16 protein-coding genes, 1 tRNA gene and 2 pseudogenes are annotated in these 17,907 nt (G+C 61.2%); 10 read left to right on the forward strand and 9 right to left on the reverse strand.

Annotated elements, in window-relative coordinates; translation table 11 throughout:
- Positions 1-155: 155 nt before the first annotated feature.
- The 3 genes from istB to NMB96_RS00170 all read right to left on the reverse strand — a co-directional run bounded on the left by istB (position 156) and on the right by NMB96_RS00170 (position 2,998).
- A complete protein-coding gene (gene istB, locus NMB96_RS00160) occupies positions 156-899 on the reverse strand; it encodes an IS21-like element helper ATPase IstB (RefSeq protein ID WP_053051498.1) in 744 nt (247 codons plus the stop codon).
- Between the two features lie 15 nt (positions 900-914).
- The gene (istA, locus tag NMB96_RS00165) at positions 915-2,450 is read right to left on the reverse strand and encodes an IS21 family transposase (protein WP_229009178.1); all 1,536 of its coding nucleotides are present in this window, start codon (positions 2,448-2,450) and stop codon (positions 915-917) included.
- 260 nt (positions 2,451-2,710) lie between these two features.
- Positions 2,711-2,998 (reverse strand): hypothetical protein, encoded by a 288-nt coding sequence (locus NMB96_RS00170; protein ID WP_046932707.1) that lies wholly within the window; start codon positions 2,996-2,998, stop codon positions 2,711-2,713.
- Between the two features lie 94 nt (positions 2,999-3,092).
- On the opposite strand from NMB96_RS00170, the gene NMB96_RS00175 reads away from it, so the two are divergent.
- Complete coding sequence (locus NMB96_RS00175; protein WP_255085065.1) at positions 3,093-4,130, forward strand: hypothetical protein; 1,038 nt, start codon at positions 3,093-3,095, stop codon at positions 4,128-4,130.
- 354 nt (positions 4,131-4,484) lie between these two features.
- Positions 4,485-4,628, forward strand: a pseudogene (locus NMB96_RS23465) (type III secretion system effector XopAI); the annotation flags it as partial.
- Positions 4,629-4,759: 131 nt separating this feature from the next.
- On the opposite strand, the gene NMB96_RS00180 reads toward NMB96_RS23465, so the two are convergent.
- Positions 4,760-5,862 (reverse strand): IS3 family transposase gene (locus tag NMB96_RS00180; protein WP_183086658.1). Its coding sequence is split into 2 segments (ribosomal slippage): positions 4,760-5,604 and positions 5,604-5,862, totalling 1,104 coding nucleotides; the frame shifts between segments, so codons are not numbered across the junction.
- Between the two features lie 92 nt (positions 5,863-5,954).
- Between NMB96_RS00180 and xopAH the strand changes: the two genes are divergently transcribed.
- From xopAH to NMB96_RS00195, 3 genes and pseudogenes are all read left to right on the forward strand, one after another.
- Positions 5,955-7,151 (forward strand): XopAH/AvrB family type III secretion system effector, encoded by a 1,197-nt coding sequence (gene xopAH, locus NMB96_RS00185; protein WP_255085872.1) that lies wholly within the window; start codon positions 5,955-5,957, stop codon positions 7,149-7,151.
- A 299-nt stretch (positions 7,152-7,450) separates the two neighbouring features.
- Positions 7,451-7,841, forward strand: a pseudogene (locus NMB96_RS00190) (hypothetical protein).
- Positions 7,842-8,227: 386 nt separating this feature from the next.
- Complete coding sequence (locus tag NMB96_RS00195; RefSeq protein WP_255085873.1) at positions 8,228-8,407, forward strand: hypothetical protein; 180 nt, start codon at positions 8,228-8,230, stop codon at positions 8,405-8,407.
- Here the strand turns inward: NMB96_RS00195 and NMB96_RS00200 are convergent.
- The 4 genes from NMB96_RS00200 to NMB96_RS00215 all read right to left on the reverse strand — a co-directional run bounded on the left by NMB96_RS00200 (position 8,379) and on the right by NMB96_RS00215 (position 12,643).
- Positions 8,379-8,714: a hypothetical protein gene (locus NMB96_RS00200; RefSeq protein ID WP_255085874.1), complete on the reverse strand. Its 336-nt coding sequence runs from the start codon at positions 8,712-8,714 to the stop codon at positions 8,379-8,381. The two genes, NMB96_RS00195 and NMB96_RS00200, sit on opposite strands and share 29 nt — an antisense overlap.
- Before the next feature lie 316 nt (positions 8,715-9,030).
- On the reverse strand, positions 9,031-10,596 hold the full coding sequence (locus tag NMB96_RS00205; protein WP_255085876.1) for a site-specific integrase: 1,566 nt from the start codon (positions 10,594-10,596) through the stop codon (positions 9,031-9,033).
- A gap of 67 nt (positions 10,597-10,663) precedes the next feature.
- Positions 10,664-10,737 (reverse strand) — tRNA-Gly (locus NMB96_RS00210).
- Between the two features lie 121 nt (positions 10,738-10,858).
- The gene (locus NMB96_RS00215) at positions 10,859-12,643 is read right to left on the reverse strand and encodes an autotransporter domain-containing esterase (protein WP_043889395.1); all 1,785 of its coding nucleotides are present in this window, start codon (positions 12,641-12,643) and stop codon (positions 10,859-10,861) included.
- Between the two features lie 190 nt (positions 12,644-12,833).
- On the opposite strand from NMB96_RS00215, the gene thiS reads away from it, so the two are divergent.
- From thiS to NMB96_RS00235, 4 genes are all read left to right on the forward strand, one after another.
- Positions 12,834-13,034 (forward strand): sulfur carrier protein ThiS, encoded by a 201-nt coding sequence (thiS, locus tag NMB96_RS00220; RefSeq protein ID WP_023904928.1) that lies wholly within the window; start codon positions 12,834-12,836, stop codon positions 13,032-13,034.
- Between the two features lie 49 nt (positions 13,035-13,083).
- On the forward strand, positions 13,084-13,878 hold the full coding sequence (locus NMB96_RS00225) for a thiazole synthase (RefSeq protein ID WP_023904929.1): 795 nt from the start codon (positions 13,084-13,086) through the stop codon (positions 13,876-13,878).
- 239 nt (positions 13,879-14,117) lie between these two features.
- Positions 14,118-14,876, forward strand: coding sequence for a tRNA (guanosine(46)-N7)-methyltransferase TrmB (gene trmB / locus NMB96_RS00230; RefSeq protein ID WP_023904930.1), 759 nt, complete (start codon positions 14,118-14,120; stop codon positions 14,874-14,876).
- 74 nt (positions 14,877-14,950) lie between these two features.
- On the forward strand, positions 14,951-16,813 hold the full coding sequence (locus tag NMB96_RS00235; RefSeq protein WP_255085879.1) for an SLC13 family permease: 1,863 nt from the start codon (positions 14,951-14,953) through the stop codon (positions 16,811-16,813).
- A gap of 134 nt (positions 16,814-16,947) precedes the next feature.
- Here NMB96_RS00235 and NMB96_RS00240 read toward each other — a convergent pair whose 3' ends face one another.
- A complete protein-coding gene (locus tag NMB96_RS00240; RefSeq protein WP_255085880.1) occupies positions 16,948-17,289 on the reverse strand; it encodes a Rieske (2Fe-2S) protein in 342 nt (113 codons plus the stop codon).
- A gap of 262 nt (positions 17,290-17,551) precedes the next feature.
- Between NMB96_RS00240 and NMB96_RS00245 the strand changes: the two genes are divergently transcribed.
- On the forward strand, positions 17,552-17,827 hold the full coding sequence (locus NMB96_RS00245; protein WP_006448453.1) for a hypothetical protein: 276 nt from the start codon (positions 17,552-17,554) through the stop codon (positions 17,825-17,827).
- Positions 17,828-17,907 lie beyond the last annotated feature (80 nt).

The raw sequence follows: 17,907 nt of genomic DNA on the forward strand, positions 1-17,907 counted from the left end.
TGCCCATCCCCGTTAGCAAGAACCTGCGCTACGCCAAGAGCGACGGCACTTTACGAAAAGCCAACCAACTGGACACTCATCGGCGACGGAACTGGACACCGCCGCCAAATGAATTGGATGCGAGCGCCAGAAGCGCTGGACAGCGCCGCCAATCTTCACTTCCCGGACTTGGCCACCTTCGTCTTTCGCATGGATTCACCCTTGAGCGCTAGTTTGTGGCTGCTGTGAATCAGTCGATCCATGATGGCATCAGCCAAAGCAGGGTCATGGATAAACGCATGCCAGTCCTGCACTGGCATCTGGCCAGCCACAATCGTGGCGCCAGAGCCGACACGGTCATCGAGTAATTCCAGTAGATCTGCACGTCCGCGGCTGCTCAGCGGCGTCAGGCCGAAATCATCCAAGATTAGTAGTCCGGTCCTGGCGAGTTGATTGCGAAGCTTGGCCAGTGAGCCGTCCGCATGCCCGACCTCCATGTCTTCCAACAGGCGGCCTACGCGCCGGTAGCCTACGGTGATCCCTTGGCGTGCGGCTTGTACGGCCAGGGCACATGCCAACCAGGTCTTTCCAGTACCTGTTTGTCCAGTGACCAAAACGTTTTGGCGGTGCTCAATCCAGCCACAGGTCAGCAAATCCGCGATCACCGATCGATCCAACCCGCGCCCAACACGATAGTCAATAGCCTCCGGTTCGGCGTAGACCTTGAGCTTGGCATTGCGAATCAGGCGCGTGAAGCGCTTGCTGTCGCGCTGACTCACCTCGGCGTCAACCAGATGGCCAAGGCGCTGATCGAAGCCGAGTGCTCCGTAGCTGGATTGGGCGAGTTGATGTTCGACGCCAGCCACCATGCCGGTCAATTTGAGCGTTCGTAGCTGATCAATCGTATGTTCCAAAGACATAATGTTCTCCCTGAATTATGAGTAGTAGTTAGCACCGCGCACGTTTTCGTGCGCCTGTGGAGCGTCATCGTTGCTTGCACTGTCATCGCAAGATGCGCTGCGATCCAGATGGCGCACCAGGATCGACTTCACCGAGCTGACACTGTTTGCTTGGATGCGCACTGCCCGGTCACAGGCCGCCTGCAGCCTTTCGATCCCGTGTTCACGCGCAAGGCGTCGCAGCCCTCGACAGGCTTGCAGGGTCAGTGCCGGTCGGCGATGGGTCGCGCTATGTCGTTGCACGAACTTATGCAGGGCGCCTCCTTGCTGACGCGCCCATGTCATCAGTACGTCCGGCGTGTCTTGTGCGTAAGCGCGATGAGCCGGTGGCTGGTGCTCCGGTGACGTGCTACATCCACCCACTTCGCCGCTGCGCGGATGCATGGCCACCCGCTTGTCGCGGTGGAAGACTGCCACGGCCTCCCGGGTGACCTTCAAGTTCACCTTTGCGCCAACCAATGTGTGAGGAACCGAGTAAAAGTGGCCCTGCCAAGGGACGTGGTAATCCTGTCCCACAGGGACCTTAAGCTTCCACTCTGCGTACTCGTAGGGCATCTGCGGACAGGGACGCAGCGCGGGGCCGTCCAGTTCCTCGAACAGTTGCTGACGGCTTTTTCCGCCGGACCCACGCATCGGACGAAGGTTCATGCGGTCCACCAGCTCGGCAATGGCGCGATTCAGTTCCTCCAGCGAGAAGAACACCCGATTGCGCAGCCGCGCCAGGATCCAACGCTGGGCCAGTTGCACCCCAATCTCCACCGGCGCCTTGTCCGTAGGTTTGCGCGGACGTGCCGGCAGCACCATGGTGTCGTAGTGTGCAGCGAACTCGGCGTAGGTCATGTTCAGCAGTGCCCCGTCCTGCCCGGAAACGGAGGTCACCGCCGCCTTGAGGTTATCCGGCACCAGATAGGTGGGCACGCCCGCAAAGAACTCCAGCGCCTTTGCATTGCAAGCGATCCAGTCAACCGATTTCTGGCTTGCGACGGCATAGACGAAGGTCTTGCGGCTGGCACCCATGACCGCCACGAAGAGCTCCACCGGGGTTGTTGCGCCGGTCATCTGATCAGTGATCGAAGGGCGCACTCCGGAGAAGTCCAGAAACAGCTGTTGTCCCGGTACACGCACCTGACGCATGACCAGTCCTCGCTTACGCGCATAGCGGCGGTAGCGGCGTCGGAACTCGGTCTCTGACATCGCCCCGGCTTCCAAGCCAAGGGCATATTCCTCATGCAATAGCGCGATCGTCATGCCGCGCCGCTGCAGCTCGGCGTGCACATACGACCAATCCGGTTCAACGAGCAACTTCTTCGCACTACTTTTGCCCGGATTCAATCGGCGCGCCAGCGCGACTTCGTCCATGCTCTCGATGTCATCCCACGATTGTGAGAGGGCTCGCAGGCGTTTGCGATAGCGGCCGACCGTGGTCGGCGAGCGATTCAACTTTTGACCAACCTGCCGATCGGTCAGGTCAGTGCGCAGCAGGCACCGGCACAGGTCTTTCAACGGATTCATGGCACTCCTTGCACCGCCTTCGTTCCAGGCACCAGCATCCGGGCCAGAACAGCGGCAACAGTCCCCCGCGCCAGCGCGTAAGAGCTGGCAAACAGGGATTGACGAAGGGAGGGCGGATGCCGAGAATGCAGCGAATAGGTTCTAGCTACACCCTCAAAGCCCCCAAGCGTTGACGCGCTTGGGGCTTTTGCATTTCCCACGTGTGGAATGGCGGTGGGAGTCGTCAGGTCATGCTGACCCCCTGTCTTCCATGTTCGCAGTCATGGCGTGTTTCCGTTTGGGTGCGATGCCCGGATGGCTTGGTCGCGCAAGCCTGCCAGCCAGTGCGCAATGTCTTTGGCAAGCGCGTATTTGCCGCGGCGATTAGGGATGGGGAACACCGGCACCGGCAGCGAGTCACGGGACAGAGCCTGCCGGAACGCATCCAGCGAGGTGTAGCCCAGTGCTTGGCGCAGATCATCCTGGCCGATCACCGGGCCGTAGTGGTGCAACAGATCCTGCTCCAGGACTTTGGCCAACGCGCCGATGTGTTCGTCACGCTCTGTCATGCCGCTAGCGTAACGATTGCACCGATAGTCGCCCAGAAGGAAACTGAGGGCTTCCGCGTTACTCTAAATTGCACCGCAATGAGTCGATAAGCCATTGATACAGATCAAGGACTACAAACTTGGCCGGGTAAAAGCGGTAGTTCGCTTAGCCGAATCGAACGCAAACCGTTCCGCTGAGAAGGCCTTGAACGTGCTGAAGGTTGGCTTATGGTTCGAGGGGCTGCGGGCGCGTATGGGCCGTCCGACGGCCTATCGCCTGGGTCAGGTTTTGCAGCCCGGCACCTACCTCAAGGGCGAGCACCATCACAATTTGTGGGCCAAGTACGCCCTGGGTAAGCACGTCCCCGGCGCCGAAACTCTCCGCACCACAGAAGCAGCCATGGCAGGCTCCAGTGAAATCCTCATGGCAGCAGCTTGGGACGCGCTGGACATCTCCCGCCCTGTTGGGGTAAGTGCCGACACGCTGCTAAAGCGGTTGGGACCCGGGATCCAGATGGCGATCTTCGATCAGCAGGCGTTGGAGCGCGGACGCTATGTGCGGCGTAAAGCAACGCGCCAAGTGACTCGACGCCTGGAGGGACAAGCGGGCCTGGATAGCCTAGCCGCGCTCGTCGTATTGCTTCGAGAAGCGCATGAAGCAGGAAATCAAGGGCGGGCTTTTGAACTCGGGCGTTCGCTGCACGCCAGCCTGTTCCTGGCCACGATTGAGGGTCCGCTGTGGGAGATCGCAGAGGAGCTGTTCGCCTACTTCATCTGCTTCATTTTTCCGTTGGCAGAAGACAAGGAGCTTGCGTTTGATCTGCATCCAAGGATCATGCAAAGGCAGGCTTTCTGCTTCTCCCGCGTCGTACTGCAGCTAGAGGACGCTGGATGGGATGGCTATCTCCCGGGCGGGCATACCCGGCAGCTGCGTCGGTTGCTGACGATTGATTTTGGTTTCGATCTGTTCTTTGGGCTCGGACCACGCTTTCGGCTGACTCAGCCGGTCGAACAATCCAGCGAGAACGCCAGGCGATGGGTCGCAGAGCAAGACATTGCATGGGAGTGGGGACTGAGGACGCTTCAAGCCGGCAGGCGCGAGCGCCTGATGCCGGATGAGGTGAGAGATCGAATTGCCGCTTCGGGCGCCTGAACTTCCTTCGCTTTGACATGAACCCTCCTCACGGCCTCAATCGGCCTTCTCGTAAGCGCCCGTGGAATCGGATGTTGAACCCCTCTGCTCCAAGACTTCGCACCGAAGTGTTCGATTACATCGATATGTAATACAAGCCGATCGAGGGTCGGGGGGGGATTCGTAAAAAAAGCAAAAAGTGATCTAACCTGCTGTCAGAAAAGGATTTTTTCAAGAATCCCTGCCAAGCCTCTATAGAGGCTCGAGAATCCCGCGCGTCAATGCTTCGTCGTCCCAGCTATGACTTCGGTGAGCCAGCGCGAATCGGAGAGCTTCTCGCCAAACTTGCTCCGACAGTCACTGTAGGAGATCAACATGGGTCTATGCGTTTCAAAGCCGAGCGTGGCGGGCTCACTTGAGGATTATGCAGCCCACGCCGCAGAGCAGACCACGCCCTCTACGCCGTCATCTCCCGAGGCGCCCATGTCACCTAGCCTGTATGGCTTGGGGTCACTCGGGCTCGTAGGGCAAGGCGGGCTGGCGCCGGCCATTTGCCGCACAAAGTTCAGCAGCACGGGGAAAACGTAGCGCTGGCAGCTATCGACATGGCGCTGTCCACGACGTCCCCCCGCCCTGAGTAGCGGCTTGGTTTAGAGTCCGGGGGTAATGATATCGGTGTTTGCCAGATGTTGGGCATAAGCAGCCGGGGTCATGCCGCCGATTGCATTCTTGGGTCGCTCTTCGTTGTACGCGCGTCGCCAGCGTTCGATTTCGGTGCGCGCGTGCAGCAGTGTCGGGAACCAGTGCTCGTTGAGGCATTCGTCGCGTAGTCGGCCGTTGAACGATTCGACGTAGGCGTTCTGGTTCGGTTTGCCGGGTTGGATCAGCCGCAACTGCACACCACGGGCATGTGCCCAGGCGACCATCGCCCTGCCGCAAAACTCCTTGCCGTTGTCAGTGCGGATCACCTTCGGCAAACCGCGACTGTGTGCCAACCGATCCAGCACGCGCGCAACGCCATGTCCCGAGATCGCGCGCTCCACGTCGATGGCGACCGCTTCGTGGGTTGCATCGTCCACGATCACCAGACACTTGACCACCCGACCGTCGGCAGTGCGGTCGAACACGAAGTCCATCGACCACACCTGATTGGCCTGCGCTGGCCGCAGCAGCGGCTGACGCTCGCTTATTGGCACCTTTTTGCGTTTGCGCCGTCGGACCTGTAGCTGCTGCTCGCGGTACAACCGCTCCACCCGTTTGTAGTTCACGATGCGCCCTTCCTGTCGCAGTTTGAGATAGATCATTCCCACGCCATAGCGGCGATGGCGATGCGCCAACGCAACGATGCGCTCGCGCAGTTCGCCATTGCGGTCTTCGCGTGGGCAATAGCGCAGCGCACTGGCGCTCATGCCGATCGCTGCCAAGGCGCGACGCTCGCTGGCGCCACGCCCGATCCACTCGCGCACCAGCGTACGACGCGCCGGTGCGCTTACCACTTTTTTCGCAGCGCATCCTTGATCAGGTCGTTCTCGAACAATTGCTCGGCCAGCAACTTCTTCAGCCGCGCGTTCTCGGACTCGAGGTCCTTGAGCCGCTTGGCATCAGGCACGCTCATCCCGCCGAATTTGCTGCGCCACAGGTAGTACGAGGCCTCGCTGAAGCCATGGCGCCGGCACAGGTCCTTGATCGCCACGCCGCTTTCGGCTTCGCGCAGAAAGCCGATGACCTGCTCGTCAGTAAAACGTTTCTTCACGTCCAATCTCCTCGGGGTAGGGAATTGGACTCCAAACTGAGGCGCTACTCAAAATCGGGGGGACGTCGTCCAGACCGTGGGAGAAAGTGACCGTGGAACTGAAACATCGCCGCCCCCACCAGGCGCTGGCTCCAGAGGAACGAATCAGTTCTGATGTGCAGCTGCAAGTGCTTTACACCGAGGAACAAGGCGAACATACGCTCCACATTGAAAGCAGTCGCTTCCATGAGCCGAGACATCAATCCCTCACGGAGTGGTCCCAGACGTTGTTGAGGGAGGCTGCCTTCGCGGCTCTGGCGCCCGGCATGCAGGGGCTGAACCATAGTATCACCTCGGTATCGCCGCCTATCCGCAGGTCACTGCCAGGACCTGCTACCGAGTGCAGTCTGTCGCCCGCACAGGTCGCGCTGACGGGCGTGGCACGATGGCCAGATCCGCGCGTCAACCAAGAGTCAACCCCAGAGAATCAAGAGTATGGCCGCCGATTTTATGCCACTGCGCGGGAAGGTGGCGAACGTATTGCAAGCGGGCAGATCCAGACCTTCCGGCAGTTGTGGGATTTCTCAGGCGCAGCACGTCATAGCTGGGCTACACAACAAAATCCGCAGGCAGAGGGCCCCGGTCAAACGAAAGGAAATGCACAGCCATTTGCGGCGGGCTACCCACGGCAAAAGAACGTCTCCACGCCTCTTACAAAACACTATGCATATCTGCGACCAAGGGTGCGCCAGCTTCCGCTGATCCGGCAAGCGAACGACCTTGTTGCAAAAAGTGAGCAGGCGCTGCCCAAAACATTCATGGCGCATGATGTTTTCGAAATGGTAGGTGTACTGAATGGGGCAATGATACCGCTCACCCAATTAAAGCTGGCTGTGAATCCTGACGACTTCTACCATTCGCTCGCCCAGCAAGGGCGGAAAGGAAACGGTCTGCAGGTTGAAGGCTCAGCTTTTCCATTTGTCATTGAGCACACACCATTCGGAATGGTGCAGCCGATCATGAATCATGTCGAAACCTTGTTTAGCAACTTAATCGCACAACGCCACGATCCCGCCAGCCTGATGCCGACGCTGGGTAGTCTCCACTGGTGGATGGCGCATGCCATGCCTGACAGTAGAGGAAGCGCTGCGAAGACCGAATTGGCCGTCCGAGCATTGGCGCATGCGCATGGTATCGAATTACCACCTTTCGCGCATGGAATTGCAGCAGATCTGGAGGCATTCGTCACAGACCGCGAGAGCTTCAGTTCCCGCTACGCGGACTTCTTCGAACTGCCGGAGCAGGCGTGATCGGCCCGCGCCTGCTCTAGCTCTGCCGGCGTTTAGGCTCCGTGAGAATCCCTCGCTAGCAGTACGTGGCCGCGCAGTCCTCCCGCAGGCGGCGCTGGGCGCTCTATAAGCGCTGCCTCTGACCAGCAGCAGGCCAGCCGAGTTGCATCCTCCTTGCCTGGCTGCGCTGACTTTGCAAGTCACAACCGTCCAGCCTAAATGACGTCGCCGTCCAGTTTGGCTGATAGCTTCGTCCAGTTTATTTAGTGTCAGCGTCCACTTGCTTGGCTGTATGTAGGCACTTGGAGGGCCTACGCCAAATGAAGACCCAATCGAATTCGATACTGGGAACGTCAGCCGGCGCTGTGGGTGGGCTTGATGGGACGGCGCAATGCGCGCGGCCCCTAAAAAGGTGACCACACCGCACAAGCGCTTATCCTGGTGGTATTCGCTGTCCCTGCTCTTCCTGGGACCGTTCGGTTTCGTCGCCAGGCCGCTCTGATGGCTCGGCGGGGTCTGGGGAAAGCGGAGAGGATCTATCCGCAGGAAGCCCACGCAGCTCGACGGCGCGACCTGGGGTTTGCGGCTGCCCAGTGGTGGGTCATGACGCCACTGACTGTCATGGGGGCTTTCTGGGTCAGCTCGATGCTCAGCGGACTCCCTATGGTGCTGGTCGTGCTTTGGGTGCAGCTGACCCGGGGATTTTTATAAGCTTCCTGCTCTTCCCAGGCCGTTAGGCTTCATCCTAAGGCAGCTAATGGCCCGGCGGGAAACACGGAAGGTGGAATGCCTTTTCCCGGCCGATGCTCGTGTGGACCAAGCTAGGGATAAGGGTTTCTCATGGTGGCAGTGGTGCGTCATGACGGCACTGACACTGACGGGCGTGCTCGAGGCCTTCGCTGTGCTAAGTGAGCTGCCACTGTTTCTGCTCATGTTGCATGCGCAGTTGACTTAGTAGCTAGCACAGCGGGTGCTGCTCAATAAACAATAAAGGCTCCGCGAGTGCAGAGCCCTTATTGTTAGGTAACTCAGAAATACTGCCCGATTGACACATGCGAAGAAGGTGGTAAGAAGCATCACTTTAAGGAGAAAAACGCATGACGAACGGCAAGCTTTGGACGAAAGCATTTATTGCAGCACTTGGGAGAGTTACGGCTGAAGAAGCGAAAGTAGAGGCTGACAAGGCTGTCGAACTGTTTGCGCAGCACCTGAAAGATGCTAAGGATAAGCCTGTAAAAAGTAAGCTTGTCAGGTGGCGCGATCAAGAGATGAGCTGAGCCTTTCAAGCAATCCCTCAAAAGCAAGCTTAGCTTTGTCGAGCGACTCCGCAACCGATATGACGCGATTTTCGTTCAAGTCCATGATCCAAAATGGCCTCGACGGCTGATCTTCATCATCGTAGGGGATGCCATCTGACTGGCCTTCTACGCGACCGAGAGTTCCCGCGGTGTCCCAAAACACCGCACGGGCAATCGCAAAACTCTCTGGATCAAGACTAATAGCTTTCGGCGCAACGATAGGCTTCCACTGACGGATATCTTTAATCAGATCAATAACACCATTTCTTGGGAGCGAGTTAGCCAATGCTCCGGGACTCCTCGCTCCGTGGGAAATCCAAGAGTCAGACGGTGCGTAAAGCCTGAACTCAGAGCCGGGCTTCAAACTGGTGAAATATATAAGCTGAACGACAAAGACATGCTTCACTCGTATTCCGCTCTGCATTGCTTATTCTCCTTACGTCAAGTCATGACTGCCCACACCAGCTGCTCACCTGTTTTCGTTGAGCATACGCAATCACTTTGTTTGAGGCTACGATGCGATGACACAACACAGGATACATGTCCGCTTTGCGATCTGATGTAGGGGCAAGAACCTCAGATCGATCCGCCCGCCTCTGCCGTCACCCATTTGTCTGGCTCAGATTGTCTTTAAACTGCCTTGGCGTGTAGCCAGGCAGCGCAGCCGGGACATTCAACTTCGCCAGCGTCGCCACTCGATCCGGCAAGCTCCGCCTGTCGATATAGAATTTCTCCAAGACGGTTTGCCCAGTCCCGTGCCCAGTTAGCGCTCCAATCGCTGAAGCCGACACCCCCGCCTCGTCCAGCTTTGAGGCGATGGTGTGCCGGAACCCGTGGAAGCCCTGCCCCTTCTCCGACACCCCTTGCCGCTTGATATAGACGGAAAACTGGCGGCTCAGCTGCCGTCCGTAGCCCAGCCCTGTCGAGTTGGGCAGGTCCGGGAATAACCGCTCGACCCCAGCTTGTCTCGCCTCCTCCACGTAGGTGAGGAACCCGGCTTCGATGACCGGCCGAGCCAGCGGGATGAACCGGCGACTGTGCTTGTTCTTGATGCTCTGCTTCTTCCCGATCTTCCGGACGAAGAAGCCGGGCACGCCGTCAATGGTGTCGATGTCCTCCAGCCGGAGCTGCGCGATTTCGTTGACGCGCGCGCCCGAGTAGAGCCCGAGGATTGGCCCAAACCAGCGATGCGGATACTTCGACGCCCACTTTGGGAACTCCACCGGGTCAAAGATCGCCTTCAACTCGGCGTCCGTGAAAGGCGAACCCGTGTCTTCCGAGTCCGGCGTGGCGATCGCCCGGATGCCCGCCAGCGGGTTCACCGCCAGATGCTTGCCTTCGACCAGCGACACCAGGAAGACGCTCAGCCGTTGCCGGTGCTTGGCCATCGTCCACGCCGCCGGCTCTGGTTCATCGTTCTTCTTCGCCAGCTTGATGACCTCAGGCACCGACAAGTCTCGGTAGGCCGGCCGCTTGGTCGCATTCGAGGGCCAGTAACGCACACCCTCAAAGAAGGCCCGCACGTGATCCTGGGTCAGCGAGGCCACAGGCACGTCCTTGCCAAGGATCCCGGCAAACAGGCGCAGCGTGTGGCGGCTTTCGAGCACGGTCTTCTGATGCAGACGGGCCCCGGCCAGGTCCCTCAAATGATCGACCATCGCCTTCGACAGCATCAACCCGCCCGCAGACTTGCCGGTGCTGGGCTCATCCGCGTCCCAGTTAATCTTCGGACGTTTGGGCATCTTTGGGGCGACGATGCTCGAGGATCCGTCTGCTCCAGCTCGGGCCACCAGGTCGCTAAACAGCGCCGCATCCGCGGGCGTGTCCAGCTGGGCTTGGGCGATGCGAGTGCCGTTGGGCAGCTTCACATCGTGCAGAGTCAACTCGTATATCTCTCCATCCCGAATCTTCTTCAGCAGCTCGTCCACGTCCACGGCAATCCCTTTCCGCATGGCATCGAATGCAATCGATAGTGCCATTCCCATCGTAGCCGCCGCCAGCCTGGCGTGGTCACCACGACGGTTTCCCAACGAGCGCACAAGGTAACGCGAGCCAATGGAGGCCCGAAGATCAGTGGGAACAAAGAAGCGCGCATACAGGCCAGCCGAGCGCGACATCATCAGAGGCTTGGGCAAGATTGATACCTCGATTGATACCTCAAGCGGCATCGCTCGGAATCACCAATCGGCCTGAATATCCAACTCAATCAATCAGTTACGGACTGAGTAGAAGCTCTGGAGCGGGCGAAGGGAATCGAACCCTCGTCAGTAGCTTGGGAAGCTACAGCTCTACCATTGAGCTACGCCCGCGTGGCGTTGCGAGAGTTTAGGCGGGTGCGGGTGTCGGGCGCAATGCGCAGACGTGACGAGGGCCGGTTGCCCGGCCCTCGTGTCTTGCAGATCTACCGCGTGGACAGCTGTGCGGCGTGGATCAGAAGTTGCCGCTGAAATTCACAAACAACGTTGCATCGCGGGCGCTGCGCTGGGCGGTGGTGGTGCTCAGGCCAATATTGCTCTGCAGGCCCCACAGGCCGGTGCGGGCGCCCAGCACGACGGTGGCGTAGTTGCGATCGAAGTTCTGGCCCGGCACGGTGTACATGCCCACTTCCGGCATCGACTGCAGCCAGGCGCTGGCCTCGGTGCCGTCCTTGAACTCGTGGTCGTAGGTGGCCTGCACGTACGGCTTGACCGCAGCACCGTCCAGACGGACCTGGAAGCCGATGCGGCCCACCAGCGAGTCGATGTCCTGATCGGCGTAGCCCAGCGCGGTGGAGCTTTCGTTGCTTTCGGTGTAGCCGTCGAGCTTGAGCTTCTGCCAGGTCAGGCCGACCACTGGGCCGTACTTGACGTTTCCTTCGCCCAGCGAATAACCGGCGTTGACCGCGGCGGTGAGGTTGCTGCCGTCCGGCGAGCCGCTGTGCACGCGCGTGGCTGGCCCGAGCTGCACTTCGCGGTCGACGTCATAACGCAGCGCGCTGTAGCTGACCTGCGCATTGACCCACACCGGGCCGGTGTACCAGCCGAAGAACGCGCCCAGGGTGGTGTCGTCCTGCTTGAAGCTGCCGTTACGGTTGCCGAAATCGGCATCCATGCTGCCGAAGCCGGCAAAGCCGCCGAACACCAGATCGCCCGCGCTCCAATCCACACCGAACAGGCCGGCCGGTGCCATGCCGTCGTACAGATCGGCGTGGTCGTAGCGCTGCATGTCGCCACGCACGCTACCCCACCAGCGCAAACCGTCGGCGTCCGGCTTGCCGTCCAGATGCCACGCTACCTGGTCGGCGCGTGCGCGGCCAATGGCCTGCGCAGAATGCGTCAGCACCTGCTGCAACCGCGGCGCTTCCAGCAGCGAGATGGCGTACTGGCCCAGGATCTGGTGGGTGGCAGTGGTCGGGTGGATACCGTCGGCGAACACATAGCTGTTCTGTGCGTTGGCCGCAACCAGGCTGGTCGGGTTACAGGCTGGCAGCGGCACTGCCGGGTTGCAGGCGGTGCTGGTGACGTTGCTGAAGCCGTAGGTACCCGGATCGGCGACCACTTCCTGCAGGATGTGGAAGGTGTCGACCGGAATCACGCGCAGGCCGGCCGAACGCAGGCCGTTGAACAATGCGGTGTTGTAGGCGGTGGCCGCGGCAGTGCCCTGCGCCATCGCGGCGGCACCGCCGGCGCGGAAGCGCGGGGTGATGCCCACATCCGGAATGGTCGGCACCATCACGTAGCGCGCGCCAGCAGCCTGCAACGCACCGACTGCGCCGACCTGCGCGGTGACCGCGCTGCCGATGATGGCCTGCGCCTGGGCCGGCGCCGCAGCGGCGGCGAGCAAATCGTTGGCGCCACCCCACACGGTGTAGAGCGCATTCGGGTTGGCCTGACCGCCGTTGGCGCTCAGGTAGGTGTTGATCTGGCTGGTCACCGACGGCGCAGCGCCGAGTGCGCTGACCGAACTAGCCTGGATGCGGGCGCCACCGGCCGCGTAGTTGTCGCCGGTCTGGCCGTTGCCGTTGGGTGCAGCGTTGGTGCCGAAATGGTCGGCCACATATTCGGCCCAGACAAAACCGGGGTTGGTGGTGAACTTGCCGGTGACTGCGCGCGAGGCGGCCGGCAGCAACGGGTTGTAGTAGCCGCTGTCGGTGAGGCTGTCACCGAAGAACACGGTCTGGTCGAACGCAGACGCAGCCATGGCCGGGGTGGCCGCAATGGCGATGGCGACGGCCATCAGGGAACGGATCGGGCGAAGAGATGTAGCCATGGGAGTGCCTGCTCAAAGGTGTGTGGAACTGGACCGGACCGGCATACGTACGCCGGCGAATGGCACATGGTTTCACCCTCGCCGCCCGCGCTCACGCTGCATTGCCGCATAACGCAAAAACGCGCGCTCCGGCGGCACGCGATGCAACAATGATGACATGAACATCCAACTCAACGGCACCCCGCGCGACGTTCCCGATGACTTGCTCCTGATCACCCTGCTTGAGCAGGAAGGCCTTGCACAGCGACGCGTGGCGGTCGAGGTCAATGGCGAAATCGTGTCGCGCGGGCGGCATGCCACACACCGGTTGCACGCAGGCGATGTGGTGGAGATCGTGCACGCGCTGGGCGGCGGTTGATGCTGCGCGCAAGCCGGCGCAGCTGCGCGCGATCGGTGATAATTGCCCGATGACGACTACTGCCCCCACTGATGCATTGATCATCGCCGGCAAGGCCTACCGTTCGCGTCTGCTGACCGGCACCGGCAAGTTCAAGGATCTGGACGAAACCCGCCTGGCCACCGAAGCGGCCGCCGCGCAGATTGTGACCGTGGCGATCCGCCGGGTGAACATCGGCCAGAACCCGAACGAGCCCAGCCTGCTCGACGTGCTGCCGCCGGATCGCTACACGCTGCTGCCCAACACCGCCGGCTGTTACACCGCCGACGATGCGGTACGCACCTGCCGGCTGGCGCGCGAACTGCTGGACGGCCACAACCTCACCAAGCTGGAAGTGCTCGGCGACGAGCGCACGCTGTATCCGGACGTGGTGCAGACGCTCAAGGCCGCCGAGCAACTGGTCGCCGACGGTTTCGACGTCATGGTCTATACCTCCGACGATCCGATCCTGGCCAAGCGTCTGGAAGAGATCGGCTGCGTGGCGGTGATGCCGCTGGCTGCGCCGATCGGCTCCGGGCTGGGCATCCAGAACAAGTACAACCTGCTGGAAATCATCGAGAACGCCAAGGTGCCGATCATTGTCGATGCCGGCGTAGGCACGGCATCGGACGCGGCGATCGCGATGGAGCTGGGCTGCGATGGCGTGTTGATGAATACCGCCATTGCCGGCGCGCGCGATCCGATCCTGATGGCGAGTGCGATGCGCAAGGCGATCGAGGCGGGACGTGAGGCGTTTCTGGCCGGGCGGATTCCGCGCAAGCGATATGCGTCGGCGTCGAGTCCGGTTGATGGTGTGATTGGATGAGTGGGTGTGCTGCGTTGACATTGCAGTCGAGGCGCAATGATTGGCAGTGCGGCGTGCCGGATATTGCCGTTGCTAGATCGCGCGTTGCTGCGTGTGCGCCCTCACGCCGTACCCTCACCCCCGCGCCCCGGCCCACGCCTGCGTCGCGGGCGCTCCTATGCACGCGCGCCCACGGCGCGCAAGCTGTGCCTACTCGCCCCGGTGGGAGAGGGGCTTTCGTTTTACTGATGACTTAATTCATGACCGATCCGTTTACCAGTGACGGCGCCAAGATGCCGCCCAAGCCCTTCACCATCGAAGAGGGCCGCCGGCAGGTGCGCAGCTTCGTGCTGCGGCAGGGGCGTTTTACGCCGGCGCAGCAGCGCGCGTTCGATGAGTTGTGGCCGCGCTTCGGTCTGGATTACGTCGGGACACCGCGCGATTTCGATGCCGCCTTCGGCCGCGCCGCACCCAAGGTGCTGGAGATTGGTTTCGGCAACGGCGCAGCGTTGCGCTTTGCCGCGCAGAAGGATCCCGGCCGCGACTACATCGGCATCGAGGTACATGCGCCCGGCGTCGGCCGCTTGCTCAATGCCTTGCACGACGACGACAGCACGCATGTGCGCCTCTATCACCACGATGCGGTGGAAGTGCTAGAGCACGAAATCGCCGATGGCGCGCTGGACGAAGTGCGCATCTATTTCCCAGATCCATGGCACAAAAAGCGCCACAACAAGCGCCGCCTGATCCAGCCGGCGTTTGCGCAGCTGCTCGTGCGCAAGCTGCGCGATGGCGGCCGCCTGCACGCGGCCACCGACTGGGCCGATTACGCCGAACAGATGTGGGACGTGCTCGACGCCACACCGGGCCTGGTCAATCGCGCCGGCCCGCGCGGTCACGTCGAACGCCCCGCCTGGCGCCCGCAGACCCACTTCGAAACACGCGGCCAGAAACTTGGTCACGGCGTGTGGGATTTGCTGTATGACCGGGATTCGGGAATCGGGATTGGGGATTCGTAACAGCGCTTGCCCGCATACTCGACGCCGCAGCGCCTGACCAATCCCCACTTCCGAATCCCGAATCCCTGCCCCCAATGGACACCGCGCTGACACTGACCAACGATATGAAGCTCGTCCTCGGGCTGGTCGGTTTCACGATGGCGATGTTTTTGTTCGAGCGCATCCGCGCCGATGTGGTGGCGTTGATCGTGCTGGTGGTGTTGGGCGTGACCGGGTTGGTGGCGCCGGAAGAACTGTTCGGTGGCTTCTCCGGTAACGCGGTGATGAGCATCATCGCCACCACCATTCTCGGTGCGGGGTTGGAGCGCACCGGCGCGTTGAATCGCTTGGCGACCTGGTTGTTGCGGCGTTCGCACGGCAGCGAACAACGCTTGATGATGATGACGCTGGCCATCTCCGGCTTGAACTCGTCGTTCATGCAGAACCCGTCGGTGATGGCGCTGTATTTGCCGGTCGCCTCGCGGCTGGCCGCACGCACCGGGCTCACCCTGCAGCGCATGCTGCTGCCGATCGCGGCGGCCATCGTGATGGGCGGCGCGCTCACCATGGTGGGCAATTCGCCGTTGATCCTGCTCAACGATCTGTTGGTGTCGGCCAACAACAACCTGCCCTCGGGCATGGCCAGCATCGAGCCCTTGACGATGTTCGCGCCGCTGCCGATCGGTGTGGCCTTGCTGATCGCCGCATTGCTGTACTTCCGTTTCTACGGCGACCGCAAGCTGATCGAAGAAGAACGCCTGATCAACGAAGGCGTCACGCCCTCGCGCACCGAGAGCTATTTCGCCAAGACCTATGGCATCGACGGCGATGTGTTCGAACTTACCGTCAGCGCCGAAAGTCCGCTGGTCGGCATGACCCTGGGCGAGGCCGAAGCGCTGCACGACGCGCCCTTGCTGCTCGCCCTGAAGACCGGCAACGACACCCGCCTGGCGCCGCCGGCCGACATGCGCATCTGGGTCGGCAGCGTGCTCGGTGCGATGGGTCCGCGCCAGGAAGTGACCGACTTTGCGCAGAACCACTTCCTGCGCATGTCCTCGCGCTTGCGCAACCTGGGCGACCTGTTCAATCCCAGCCTCGCAGGTATTTCCGAAGCGCTGATTCCGCCCAACTCGCGGCTGATCGGCAAGACCGCTGCCGAATTGCGTCTGCGCAAGCAGAGCGGCATCAGCCTGCTGGCGATCAACCGCGACAAGCAAGTGATCCGCGAGGACGTGCGCAATGTGCCGCTGCGTGGCGGCGACATGCTGGTGTTCCACAGCATCTGGCAGGACCTGGCGCAGGCGGCGGAAAGCCGCGATTTTGTGCCGGTGACCGACTTCCCCAAAGGCGAGCAGCGCCCGCACAAGTTCAAGATCGCCATGGCGATCTTCGCTTTCACCATTTTGATCGCGCTGACCTCGCGCCTGCCGGTGGCACTGACGCTGATGACTGGCGTGGCCTGCATGCTGGTCAGCGGCGTGCTGCGCATGGACGAGGCCTATGCCTCCATCAACTGGAAGACCATCTTCATGATGGCCGGCCTGATCCCGCTGGGTTGGGCGATGGACAGCAGCGGCACCGCAGCCTGGATGGCCGGCCACACCATCGACCGCCTGCCGGAAGGCGTGCCGGTGTGGGCGCTGGAAATCAGTCTGGCATTGCTGACCACTGCGTTTTCGTTGGTGATCAGCCATGTCGGCGCGACCATCGTGATGGTGCCGATCGCGGTCAATCTGGCGTTGGCGGCCAATGGCAATCCCACTGCATTCGCATTGATCGTGGCGTTGTCGGCGTCCAACAATCTGATGACCGCCTCCAACCCGGTGATCTCGATGGTGGCCGGCCCGGCCAACTATCAACCGCGCGAGTTGTGGCGCGTAGGCGCGCCGTTATCGCTGATCTACATCGTGGTGATGGTGTCGATGATCAACCTGATGTTCTGGTGGGCGGCGCGCTGAATCGGTGTAGCGGCTTTTAGCAGCACGCGAGCTGCAACGCGACCTGGCACGCAGCCACCACAGATATCGCCGATACGCTGCACGCACTCGCCCGTGGCTTGCAGGCAACGTCGCTGCCGAAGGAGCCGAGCGACCTAGCCCAGGAAAACCTGCTCGCCCTCGATGCGCACCGGCACCGCCAGCAACGATTGACCGCGGCACGGGCCGCTGATGCATTCGCCGCTGGTGAGCTCGAATGCAGCGCCATGTGCGGCGCAGACCAGATGGCCTTCCTTGGTCTTGAGGAACTGGCCAGGCACCCAATCCAGCCGACGGCCGGCATGCGGGCACACGTTCAACCACGCACGCACCTGCGCGCCTTCGCGATACAACACCAGCGACTCCGGGCCGCCATCCCACAGCGCTTCGACTTCCAGAAATCCTGCGTCGGGAATCTGCGCCAATTCGGCAAGCGTGGTGGGCGATGACGAAGACATGCGATCAGCCGATCGAGAACGAATGTCGATTGTGGCATGCACATGGATCGCTGCTGCACTGCACTATCGGCCGGATTAGCACATCAGCGCACATCGACTGCCTCGTCCATCGCAGGCCGCAAGCGACGACGGGGCGGGCTTATACGCTAGGCCGAACGTGATGGCCGCCGCAAAACCAGAGTGCATTTAACGAACTTTTCACTCAATGACATGAAACCGCAACGATACTGCCTGCCTGTTTCCTGCCCGGCAACCCACCGCCATGCCTGCACGCATCTTCCAATTCGGCAACATTCACCACCTGTTTGCACCGCGCAAACCGCGTCATCCGTTGGTGCGCGTTGCTGCGGGTCTGGCGGGTCTGGTCATTCTTGCGGTGTTGATCTTCTTCAGCGTGTTCGTCGGTGCGGCCATGATCCTGGGCGGTATCGCCTGGAAATTGTTGAGCAAGTCCAATCGACGTGCGCCGCAGCAAGCACGCGTGGTCGAAGCCGAATACCGCGTGGTGCGCAAGCCCGCGTTGCCCTTGTCGCACTGAGCGACGCTGCGCGCATGACGCGCAGACGGTGTTGTCGTACACCGCCAAACGGCTAGACTCACGCGTCCCGTTCTCCAAGG

The organism is Xanthomonas hortorum (assembly GCF_024339125.1).
Lineage (GTDB): Bacteria > Pseudomonadota > Gammaproteobacteria > Xanthomonadales > Xanthomonadaceae > Xanthomonas > Xanthomonas hortorum.